Source organism: Autumnicola psychrophila (assembly GCF_031846645.1).
GTDB classification, from domain to species: Bacteria; Bacteroidota; Bacteroidia; order Flavobacteriales; family Flavobacteriaceae; genus Autumnicola; species Autumnicola psychrophila.
Window position 1 is genome coordinate 133,356 of the sequence record NZ_JAVRHN010000001.1, and the last position, 12,133, is coordinate 145,488.

The window sequence follows — 12,133 nt, forward strand, 5'->3', positions numbered from 1 at the left end:
AAACAAATTATTCAAACGATAATGAATTAATTTTCAGTGCTTTTTATATACTCCTCTCCTATTCTCAAAAATAAAGCAGGCGTGACGTCAATATTGATAATGTATCCAAATCACGAAAACCTTGTATTTCTTCTAATCGATCATTAAAAAGAGGTGATTTTATTCATGAATATGAAGGAAAAACCTCATTCTAAAAAATTTAACATAATTTGTTAATTTTGTTACCCCCTCAAAACTAAGGCCCTATGACATGTTTTTAACATCCAGCCAATATAATGGTAATGATTTCCTAAAAGATCACTTGTGTAATAAACCTTTTATCATCACTTTTGATACGGCTAATTCAAACAAATTTTAAAAATGAAAACAAAGTTAAGTAGTATTCTAACGCTATTACTGGCGTTTGTTGTGCAAATATCCTTTGCACAGGAAAGGACTATTTCTGGTACGGTTACAGACGAAGACGGTCTGCCCCTGCCTGGAGTAAACGTCCTTATTCAGGGAACATCCACAGGTGTTCAGACAGATTTTGATGGAAATTATTCCATAGTAGCTTCTCAGGGAGATATTTTGGTGTTTTCCTTCATTGGATTGGAAACAGCAGAATACGCTGTGACAAACGTGGATGAAATTGATGTGGTGCTCTCTAATGACGCAGCACAATTAGACGAAGTGGTAGTAACCGCTTTAGGTATTAAAAGAGAAAAGAAGTCATTGGGGTATGCAACTCAGGAAGTAGATGGTTCTGAAGTTTCTGATGTTCCTACTCAAAACTTTGTAAATTCTCTTTCGGGAAAAGTTGCAGGTTTAAAAGTTAGTTCAACTGGTACCCTGGGAGGATCATCCAATGTGATCATTCGTGGTAATTCTTCTTTAACAGGAAACAACCAGGCACTATTTGTAATTGATGGAACTCCTGTAAGTAATGCCAACAATAACTCTGTAGATCAACAGAGAGGCGCAGGAGGATATGATTACGGTAACGCTGCATCAGACATCAACCCGAATGATATTGCTTCCATTAACGTATTGAAAGGTGCTGCTGCCACGGCTTTATATGGAGCAAGGGCAGCAAACGGAGCGATTATAATTGAAACTAAAAAAGGTAGCAAAAACAAAGGTATTGGAGTTGCCATTAATAGTACTTTAATGGTCTCTAATGTAAATGATCAGACACTACCTGAATATCAGGACCAGTACGGTGCTGGTTATGGTGCATACTATGATACAGGCTATTTTAACCTTTATGATGTAGATGGAGATGGAAACTTAGACGAGGTCACTCCTTTTACAGAAGATGCTTCCTTTGGTGCGACCTTCGATGGTCAACCCATTTACCAATGGAATTCCATTTATCCACAGTTAGACACATACCAACAGGCAACTCCCTGGTTGCCCGGCGAAAACAATGCGAATACCATTTGGCAAACAGGCTATACAGCAATTAATTCCATTGCTCTAGATGGCGGAACTGATAAAAGTTCTTTTCGAGTAAGTGCTACAAACTTTAATCAGCAGGGGAACCTCCCTAATAGTGAGATAAAAAGAAACACTATAAAATTTAGTGGCGGGCATGACTTCACAGACCGGTTTAGCGCCCAAACCAATGTCACCTTTACAAAAACAGATGGTAAAGGACGGTATGGTACAGGTTATAGCTCTTTGAACATTATGCAACAATTCAGACAGTGGTTTCAAACCAACGTCGATTTGCAGGAGCAACGAGATGCTTATTTCGGAACAGGAGAAAATATCACCTGGAACCCGAATAGCCCGGATAATCTTTCTCCAATATATTCCGATAACCCCTACTGGACACTTTATGAAAATTATCAAACCGATACACGTAACCGATATTTTGGTAACATTAATTTAGATTACGAAATAAGCGATGTGTTCAGTGTCTTAGGAAGATTTACATTTGACACTTATGATGAGTTACAGGAGGAAAGAATTAATGTAGGGAGCGCTGGTGTATCTGAATATAGCAGATACAATAACAGGGCTGCAGAATACAATTACGATCTTATTCTTAATTTTAATAAAGACATTACTGAAGATCTTAACTTGGATGGAAATCTAGGTATGAATATACGTAGAAACGAAAGAAGTTATATCGATGCCGCTACAAACGGAGGGTTAAATGCTCCCGGATTTTACGCTTTAACCAACACGGTTAGCCCGCTAAACCCACCTACTGAGTACGAAATGACAAGAATGCTTGATGGTGTATATGCAAGAGCAGGAGTCGGTTATTTAGGCACCTACTACCTTGAAGGTACTATTAGAAGAGACCGTTCTTCAACGCTTCCTGCTGAAAATAATACATTTTGGTATCCTTCTGTTTCTACCAGTATACTGCTATCTAACATTATAGAAGCAAACTGGCTTGATTTTGCAAAGGTAAGGGCAAATTATGCGGAAGTAGGAAATGATACAGACCCATACAATGTTTTCAACACTTATCTTCTTGCCAGTCAAGCTGGAGGATCTGAGTTTTCAGCTTTTGGTAACGCAGGTTGGGCTACAAATGCTAATTCATTAAACAACCTTAATTTACGTCCTGAACGTATGAAATCATATGAGGTAGGCCTTGAGGCTAATTTCTTAAATCGTTTAATCGGATTTGATGTTTCCTACTATAATTCTCAAACTGAAGACCAAATTACGCCTGTTAGAACATCAACTGCCACAGGATTTACTTCAAAATTATTAAATGCAGGAACAATTGAAAATAAAGGTATTGAGGCACGACTTACTTTAAATCCAATACGAATTGACGATTTCCGATGGACAATGAACGTAAACTGGGCTAAAAACGAGAGTACGGTTCTTGAATTGGCAGAAGGAATTAACAATTTGCAGTTAGACAATAACCTTCAAGGAGGTGTTTCTATAAATGCTGCCCCGGGAGAGCCATATGGCGCTATTAGAGGTACAGCATATGTATACGATCAAGAAGGAAACCGGTTGATCAATCCAAGCGGTTACTATGAGGTCACACCGAATTCAAATTATATCATAGGAAACATACAACCAGATTGGACAGGAGGTGTATCAAATACTTTCGAATACAAAAATCTATTATTAAGCTTTCTTGTAGATGTCCAAAAAGGTGGAGATCTTTTCTCACTAGACACCTGGTATGGAACTGCCACTGGTCTTTATGAAGCCAGTGTAGGAACAAATGACCTTGGAAATCCGATGCGGAATACTATTTCAAACGGAGGCGGTGTTATATTAGACGGAGTACAGGGAGATGTTGAATATGATAGTAATGGAGAATACACAGTAACTAACACTTCTCCAAATGCTACACGTGCGAGAACAGATTATTATGGAAATCCGTTCGGATACGCAAGAGCTGCAAATGAAGGGCACGTCTATGATGCTTCTTACGTGAAATTAAGAGAGGTAAATTTAACTTATAACTTTGGCGATAAAGTTCTTGATGCCATTCCTTTCACCAGGGCTTCTTTTTCAGTAATTGGGCGAAACCTTTGGATAATCCACAAAAACATCCCTTTTTCTGACCCTGAAGCCGGATTAAGTTCAGGTAATGTTCAGGGATACCAGTCAGGTGCTTACCCATCTATGAGGGAAATAGGTGCCAGTCTTAAGTTTAACTTTTAAAAAAAAATTATGAAAAGATATATAATTGCTATAACAGCATTCTTGAGCTTATGGTCCTGCCAGACCGATGAGGAGTACGAGAATCTTAACAGGGATCCAAAAAATCCTACCGAGGTAGCTTCAGACTTTCTTTTTACAGCAGCTACTGTAAGTTTATCGGATAACATGGCAAGCCCTAACGTGAACGACGGGCTTTACAGATTTCTGGCACAGTACTGGACAACCACAACTTATCTTGATGAACCCAATTATAACTTAACATCAAGGAATAATCCAGATAATGTGTGGTCAGAGATTTATAGAGATGTTCTTTATGACCTAAAAGATGCACGTAGTATTGTAATGGAAAATGAAGAATTAAGTCAGGCTGAAAAAGATGCTCGATTAGGGCAAATAGAAGTTATAGAAGTATATGCCTGGCATGTACTGGTTGATACTTTTGGTGATATTCCATATTCCGAAGCATTGCAACCTGATAATTCTCTACCTGTCTATGATAATGATGAGGTTATTTATGAAGACCTTATAAGCAGATTAGAATCAGTAGACGCACTTCTTTCAGCGGGTCAGGGATACACTACCGCCGATGTAATTTATGGAGGTGACATGGATCAATGGTTAAAATTCGCTAATTCTTTAAGCTTAAGATTAGGAATGAGAATTTCGCAATCTAATCCTCAACTTGCTCAGTCTACCGTAGAAAGTGCTGTCTCAGACGGAGTTTTTACATCTAACGGAGATAACGCAACTATAGAGTACTTAGGCACCTTCCCTAATACAAACCCATTATGGGAAGACCTTGTACAAAGCGGACGATCGGATTTTCTTGCATCTGCAACCATTGTAGACTATATGAATGAGCTTAACGACCCAAGACGTATGTCATATTTTGATGACAATATTAGTGGCGGATATTTAGGTGGTGTTTACGGGGGAAGTAATAACTATTCAGCATATACCCACATCGGAGATCCGTTTTTAAACCCTACAAGAGAAGGTATTCTTCTTGATTATGTAGAGGTTGCATTTAATCTTTCCAGAGCAGCTGAAATTGGTTACTCTGCAGGAGGTGATGCAGAATCACATTATGAAAATGCTATTACGGCATCTATTATGTACTGGGGAGGAAGTGAAGCTCAGGTTACAGCATACCTTGCACAGCCTGCAGTATCTTATGATGGATCTGTTGACCAGTTTGCCTTACAGTACTGGATTGCCATGTTTGACAATCCTTTCCAGGGATGGTCCATTTGGAGAAAATATGATGAGCCGGAATTAGTGTTACCAGAAGAATTTGGAACTCCAGTACCATTAAGGTTTACTTACCCTGTAGATGAACAGAATCTTAATGAAGACAACTATATAGATGCATCAGAAGCCATAGGTGAGGATGACCAGCAAACTCCGGTTTTCTGGGATGTAGATATGGAATAATTGCTTTAAACAACATTAAAATGCAAAAAATGAAAAATATACAATACTGGGGTCTTTGCTTATTTATCGCAATAGGCCTGGCTTCATGTGAAAATGAAGAAGACGACTATTTGGTAGATAATTACAAAGACGTTGGAGGTTATGCGAAAATAACAGATCGCAGTCTTAGCCGATTTGACACCAATGAAGATCTTAATATAGATTTTATCACTGCGGAAGGCGTTACAGCTGAATCTGTAGAAATTATTCAGGATGGTGAGGTTATAGGAACTGCAACAGTATCTGGAGAAAGTGCATCCTTTAATTCCTCTATCTTAGGAGACTTCATGTTTCCTGATGATGATGGAGTAGATGAAGAAGAAGGAGAGTATGATATCAGAATCAGAACGACTTATTCTAATGGAAATTTTTCAGAGGATCCCTTTACAATTTCAGTAAGTAAAGCTGTTTCTTTAGGAAACGCAGGAGATGAATACAGTAATCCAACTGAAACAACCATTGATAGTCTGTCATCTGTTGAATTGGCTTATGAGATTAATACTCTTTCTGCACCTATAGATGATGTAATTCTCATGTTCAAAAAGAATGAAGACGGCACCTACACTGGCAGCGGTGCTGACCTTTCTGCCGAAGGTGGATATATTGAGTTATCTGACACTGATTATGAGGATCTAAATTTAATGGTTAATGATACTTTATATTATCAAATTACTGCCACCAGTGGAAGTATGACAGACGTAGTGGAATCCATGATTGCCATTACTCCAAAAGCATTCAGCACATCAAATTCTGTCACTCTTACTGACGATCCACTTCTTAACCAGTTAAACCTTTCTACAGGAGAGATTTCAGCTGAAGGTAATGAAGAAGGTGAAATCAGATTTTTAGAACCTACTGGTTTTGAGGTAATAAATGATGCTGATATTTCCTTTGTACAGGTAGATGATGATTTCTTTGATGATGCTGATGTCTTAACTGCACAAGCAGCTTTTGAAGAAGGTGATCCTATGACTTCAGTGACAAACCTGGAAAACGGGGATACTTTTGTTTACAAAACCACCAGGGAAGTTGAAGATGAAGACGAAAATATGGAAACTTTCAACTTCTACGGAGTCTTCAGAATTGGCAATGTTACTTCTGTAGACGGAGAAGTAATAAGTTATGAAATTGAATACGCTGAAGGATACTAAATTCCTTTTAAGTTTAGATTTTAAAACCACCCACTTTGGGTGGTTTTTTTATTTATCAACTATTCAAAACGTAATTTTAAAAACTATCTTTGCCTTATGAATGAAAAAGAAACCACCAGAATTTTTGGAATTAGGGCTGTTATTGAAGCTATTGAAAGCGGAAAAAGCATCGATAAAATATATATTCAGAAAGGTCTTTCCGGAAATATTATTAAAGATCTTGAAAATCATATCCGCAAAGGCAATTACAACATTTCCTATGTTCCTGTGGAAAAACTTAACAAGTTAAGTAAAGGAAATCATCAGGGTGTGATAGCAAGTATTTCACCAGTAGAGTTCAAAAGTATGGACGAAGTTGTAAGGGATGCTTTTAATTCCACCTCTACTCCACTCTTCCTACTACTTGACCAATTAACAGATGTTCGGAATTTTGGAGCTATTATACGGACAGCTGAATGCTGTGGAGTAAATGCTATTATTATTCCTGAAAAAGGTGGCGCACCTCTTAACGCCGACGCAGTAAAAACCTCGGCTGGAGCAATTTTCAACGTTCCTATTTGTAAGGTAAATCATATCAAGGATGCAGTTTTTTATCTACAGTCTTCTGATGTACAATTAGTGGCCGCAACAGAAAAAACCAATGATACCATTTACGACATTGATTTAAAAAAACCCACTGCGATAGTGATGGGTAATGAAGCAAAAGGAGTAAGTAGCTCTATCCTAAAAACAGTTGATCATCGCGCCAAGTTACCAATGATGGGAAAAATAGAATCTCTAAATGTTTCTGTTGCTTGTGGAGCTATTTTATATGAGGTGGTAAGGCAGAGGTTATAATTTCTTTCAAAAGAATTCTTAAAAGGTTGTAGAGATGAAATGGATGTGGAGACGCGCTATAGCATGTCTGTTCTCTGTTAAAGATTAAGAATCTTTATCTCCTTCCTTCTCCTGATTTGAGTGCTTATAATGATAAGCATATTTTAGTTCTTCCGGCTCAGGATCTTCGATAAAATTTCCATCTTCATCAAAATGCTTCATAAAATCATCATCATCCTCGCTATAATCCGGCCTCTCCCACTCATATTTTGGAGGCTTTGCAATATTTTTTCTGTAGAGAAGTGCAAGGCAGAAGCCCGATATCAAGCCGGCCAAGTGTCCTTCCCAGGAGATATCCGGATCTATTGGTGTTACGTACCATAACATCCCACCATACAAAAAGACTACAACTAAGGAAAGAGCAATAAGCCTGTAATGTTTTGAGAAAACACCTTTAAAGAATAAAAAGGACGCAAGTACATAAATAATTCCACTGGCACCAATATGATTAGCCTCTCTACCTATAAACCAGGTCAAGGATCCGGATAAAATTAATCCTAGGAAAAGAACCTGCCAACTGATCTTTCTGTAAAAGTAAAACAGTGCCATTGAAAGAACAAAAAGAGGAATTGTGTTATTAAAAAGATGTTTTATTCCCGAATGTATAAAAGGTGAAAAAATAATTCCTCTTAATCCTTCTATCTTGCCTGGTCTAACTCCAAATCGATTAAAATCGAAACCAAATCTTATCTCAAACCAGAATACTATCCATATTACCAGCACGAAAATAATAGGGTAACCTACTACCCCGGGAGAAAAAGTAAATGGACTGGTCTGCTTCAAAATTTACATTTAGAATTTATATTACAAAAAAACAACCAAATCTTTCCTTTCTGAAAAGTTGTCATCATAATTCTTAATTTAGCGAAATGAACAAACCGCTAGCAGAACGATTAAGGCCGCAAAAATTAGAAGACTATTTGAGTCAGCAGCACCTTGTGGGAGAGAAAGGTGCACTTAAGCAACAGCTGAAACAGGGAATTATACCCTCCATGATTTTCTGGGGTCCCCCAGGAGTGGGGAAAACCACGCTCGCCAACATTATTGCCGAAGAATCGAGTCGACCGTTTTTCACTCTTAGCGCAATTAGCAGCGGAGTAAAAGACGTCAGAGAGGTTATTGAAAAAGCCAAAAAAAGCGACGGACTTTTCACAACGAAGAGCCCTATCCTTTTTATAGACGAAATTCACCGCTTTAGTAAATCCCAACAGGACTCTCTATTAGGAGCAGTAGAGAAAGGCTGGGTCACTTTAATAGGAGCAACCACAGAGAACCCAAGTTTTGAGGTTATTTCGGCACTTCTTTCCAGGTGTCAGGTTTATGTATTAAAACCGTTTACTAAGGATGATCTTATAGCCCTGCTTCAACGTGCTATGAAAGAAGATTCGATAATTGCTTCCAGAAAGGTTCACTTAAAAGAAACAGAGGCTCTACTGCGATTAAGCGGCGGCGATGCCCGTAAGCTTCTTAATATATTTGAATTATTAGTGACTTCAACTGAAGACGGGGTGGAAATCACTAATGACCTCGTTTTTGAAAAGGTTCAACAAAATACTGTGCTCTACGATAAAACCGGAGAGCAACATTATGATATCGTTTCGGCTTTTATTAAGTCTATAAGAGGGAGTGATCCTAACGGGGCAGTATATTGGCTCGCACGTATGATAGAAGGCGGTGAAGATGTCAAATTCATTGCCCGTAGATTATTAATATTAGCAAGTGAAGACATAGGAAATGCAAATCCCACAGCACTTGTCATCGCCAACAACACTTTTCAGGCGGTAACCACTATTGGTTATCCTGAAGCCCGGATAATATTAAGCCAATGTACTACTTATCTGGCCACCTCTCCAAAGAGTAATGCAGCTTACATGGCAATTAATAATGCCATAAGCGTGGTAAAGAAAACAGGTAATTTATCTGTTCCTATGGCTATAAGAAACGCTCCTACAAAATTAATGAAAGACTTAGGTTATGGAGATAATTATAAATATGCCCATAACTACGAAGGTAATTTTGTACAGGAAGAATTCTTACCTGAAGAAATAAAAAACACAAAACTGTATGAGCCGGGTCAAAACCAGCGGGAAAATGCACAAAGAGAATTTTTAAAAAAGCGCTGGAAGAATAAGTATGACTACTAATCCTGAATCCGATAAACAGTTTTTATCATTTCATTTCTATTTTTATCAAAATACTCTACCACAAGATTTCCTTCAGTATCAAAATATGCCAATCCCTGTTTAGTAATTGAAGAATAGATAAAGCTATCCTGTCCTTCAGATTTTATGAGAGACGCAAAAGGCTCTGCCATTCCTTTCTGGAAGAACGAAAATCCGGAATTACTTTCTTCGAGAAAATAAACGGCATTATCAAGAACATAGTAGTCACCATTCTCCTCAGTAATTTCATTTCCCGTCACTTCTTCTTCAATCTCTTCATCCTCCTGTTCACCATCTATGGCAATTTGGGAATTTTTCTCCGGGATTTCAGTAACCACTTCACCCTGGACAGCAGCTACTGCTGTAATGGCATCTTTACCAGCAGTCTCAGCGTCGCGCTCCGAATACTGGTATTTTAACTCTTCCAAAGATTTAAATGCTTCTCTTAAAGCTTCGTGATGTGCCGCTTTAAATTCTTTTTCGCGACTTGTACCTTCTTCAGATCGAAAAATAACTTCTCCATCGCAGTTTTCTAATAAAACTACAAGCTTAGTGACAAAAAGACCGGAATCCTCCTCTACATTAGCATACAAGCCTAAACAGCCATTAGCTTTAAGATCGGATGGTTTTTGCTCAGATTTCATAAAGGCGTTGAAATTATATTTCTCAAAGAGAAATTTCGTTAACGCATTTAACTGGTATTCATTTGGAGCATCTGAAAACTCAAATGATTCAGGAACAATCACATACTTGTATTCGTTAAGGTTTTGCGATTTAACTGTTGTTACAGTCAAAAAAAGAGCAATGCTCAAAATGGCAATTTTCATATGTATGTTTTTTATCACTCAACCTCTTCATTCATGCAGGTGATTTTTGACTTTTAATTATCTTTAAAGATAAACTGCATCCCAAATTGAAGAGAAGTGCTGTGCGCTTTTGCGAAATTAGGAAATCCCAGTAAATTATTTGCTGCCAGATAAATATTAAAACTCCCAAAGGTCCTGTGAGCCATTAATCCTATGTTTGTAAATGAATAATCATCAATTGTATAGGCCGCCCGTAGTCCAAAATTTTCAGTAAAAAGCTTATCGTAATATCCCGTCATAGAAAGTGTTATTCCCTTTGGACGATAAACTCCAGAAAGCAATAATCCGGCAGCGTTCATGTATCGGGCTTCCTTTACAAGACGGTAATTACACGGCAGGAAAGCTCTTCCGAAGCCAAATTCCATAGTTGTATTAAATTTAACAGGTCGCCAGGTCACATAAGGATCTTCTAAGGTTTCGTCCTGCAAATTTGCGTCCACTTCATCTTCAAAAATGTCCCAGTAAGGAATAGCCTCTGTGTTTTCCTGTTCAGGAAATAGCGGTTCAATACCTTCAGTTTCGTAACTCCCGTAATAGCGATAATTCTCTACATCTGTTCGCTGAAACAAAATACCTATATCCTGTACCGCACCCGTAACAATAAATTGTTCATTTACCTTATAAGTAGCACCAAGGTCTAAACCCAAACCAAGGTTTCCGCCCAACATAGAACGCTTAAGTAAATCGGCAGCAGCCTGATCTACAGTATTGTCTTCCTCATCTCTTAAACTCGCAAAGCCTGAAGTATTTACAACAACATCAATATTTGAAGCAGTTTGGCGGTAAAAGCCACTCCCTCCTTCATTAAGAGTTGTTGTAAAGGTTCCCTGATTATTTGTACTCTCTACATTAAAAATTCCTGAATACATCTTAGCTCTTGCCCCAATTGTAAGTCTGCTATTAAGTTTATGGTTAAGTCCTAAATGATAAACTGTTAACACTTCTGCTGTAAAAGAAGCTTGTGAGAAGTCGAAAGGCTGATTTATATAGTTTGTATTCCCTTCATTTACTAAAATGGCCAAATCTTTTGGAAAATATGCAAACACATCTGTTTCCTGATAAACTCCGGCAGATAAATAATTTTGACGATCAAGTCTCCAACCAATGGATAAGATTTCCAATTGCTCATTTACAGAAAAATAATCCCTGTGAGTAAGTTCACGTATTGCATTTCTTACCCGTAGATTCACATTGGGATTGGAATCATCAAAAATATCAAAAGCTGTTACACCGGTAGAACCGGCAGAAAGATGCACCTGTGAAAAAAAAGGTATTCCAAAATGTCCGCGGAAGCTTATTTCCGCTCCCGGATTGCTCATCAAGGTTTGCGGAAGACCGTCTACATTATAAAGCAGCGGTTTATTTTGAGAAAATAAAGATAATTGTATTGAAGAGAAAAAAAAAAGGTAAATTAATCCTCGCATAGTTAAAACTCAAACTTGAAAAGTCCTTTAGAAGCAAATTCAAGATCGCCGGTAAAGGCTTCTTCATTTGTTTGGACTTCAAGTTCGACAACCATAATAATTGAATTCTTCACTTGCTCGATCCTATCTGCTCCCATCACTTCAATTCTTTCGGTCGACACCGGATTATCAGAATTTCCAGGGGAAATCGGATAATTTATGCTAAACTGTTTTCTCCCCGACGCTGATAAAAAATGAACTCTGCTTACAAAAGCCTGAGGAAAGGTATTAATATTTCTAAAATAAAACTCAACAGAATTTAAATCATTTTGAATATAATCATCATCTAAAAATTCCAATCTTACTGTATCTCTAATAACTGTATGAATATCCTTAGTGACAGGATCCACAAAATCTGCTTCTCCTACCGAATATAATACAAGATTAGATTGAATATCCGGGCTTAGAACAATGTCATTTGCCTGGCTAAAATCTACATCTTTTACACAACCAGTAAAAACCCCAAAACAGAGAATTGTAACGTTAATTAAGATTGCAATCTTCTTCAT

General features: G+C 37.8%; 9 protein-coding genes. 5 read left to right on the plus strand and 4 right to left on the minus strand.

All coding sequences use genetic code 11. The features are described 5' to 3' along the window. The first annotated feature begins 360 nt into the window (after positions 1–360). The 4 genes from RM541_RS00645 (at position 361) to rlmB (ending at position 7,094) form a co-directional block, all read left to right on the plus strand. Positions 361–3,633 carry a SusC/RagA family TonB-linked outer membrane protein gene (locus RM541_RS00645; protein ID WP_311498304.1) on the plus strand — a complete coding sequence of 1,091 codons (3,273 nt, stop codon included), beginning with the start codon at positions 361–363 and terminating at the stop codon, positions 3,631–3,633. 9 nt (positions 3,634–3,642) lie between these two features. Continuing rightward, a complete protein-coding gene (locus tag RM541_RS00650; RefSeq protein ID WP_311498305.1) occupies positions 3,643–5,067 on the plus strand; it encodes a SusD/RagB family nutrient-binding outer membrane lipoprotein in 1,425 nt (474 codons plus the stop codon). 29 nt (positions 5,068–5,096) lie between these two features. Continuing rightward, complete coding sequence (locus RM541_RS00655; RefSeq protein ID WP_311498306.1) at positions 5,097–6,257, plus strand: hypothetical protein; 1,161 nt, start codon at positions 5,097–5,099, stop codon at positions 6,255–6,257. A 96-nt stretch (positions 6,258–6,353) separates the two neighbouring features. After that, a complete protein-coding gene (gene rlmB, locus RM541_RS00660; protein ID WP_311498307.1) occupies positions 6,354–7,094 on the plus strand; it encodes a 23S rRNA (guanosine(2251)-2'-O)-methyltransferase RlmB in 741 nt (246 codons plus the stop codon). A gap of 84 nt (positions 7,095–7,178) precedes the next feature. Here the strand turns inward: rlmB and RM541_RS00665 are convergent, their stop codons facing one another. Continuing rightward, on the minus strand, positions 7,179–7,916 hold the full coding sequence (locus RM541_RS00665) for a rhomboid family intramembrane serine protease (RefSeq protein WP_311498308.1): 738 nt from the start codon (positions 7,914–7,916) through the stop codon (positions 7,179–7,181). A gap of 86 nt (positions 7,917–8,002) precedes the next feature. On the opposite strand from RM541_RS00665, the gene RM541_RS00670 reads away from it, so the two are divergent. Continuing rightward, positions 8,003–9,277, plus strand: coding sequence for a replication-associated recombination protein A (locus tag RM541_RS00670; RefSeq protein WP_311498309.1), 1,275 nt, complete (start codon positions 8,003–8,005; stop codon positions 9,275–9,277). Here the strand turns inward: RM541_RS00670 and RM541_RS00675 are convergent. The 3 genes from RM541_RS00675 to RM541_RS00685 are packed head-to-tail and all read right to left on the minus strand — an operon-like array spanning position 9,274 to position 12,133. Beyond that, complete coding sequence (locus RM541_RS00675) at positions 9,274–10,122, minus strand: hypothetical protein (protein WP_311498310.1); 849 nt, start codon at positions 10,120–10,122, stop codon at positions 9,274–9,276. The two genes, RM541_RS00670 and RM541_RS00675, sit on opposite strands and share 4 nt — an antisense overlap. Positions 10,123–10,175: 53 nt before the next feature. Beyond that, on the minus strand, positions 10,176–11,585 hold the full coding sequence (locus RM541_RS00680; RefSeq protein ID WP_311498311.1) for a DUF5723 family protein: 1,410 nt from the start codon (positions 11,583–11,585) through the stop codon (positions 10,176–10,178). A 2-nt stretch (positions 11,586–11,587) separates the two neighbouring features. Continuing rightward, positions 11,588–12,133 carry a hypothetical protein gene (locus tag RM541_RS00685; protein ID WP_311498312.1) on the minus strand — a complete coding sequence of 182 codons (546 nt, stop codon included), beginning with the start codon at positions 12,131–12,133 and terminating at the stop codon, positions 11,588–11,590.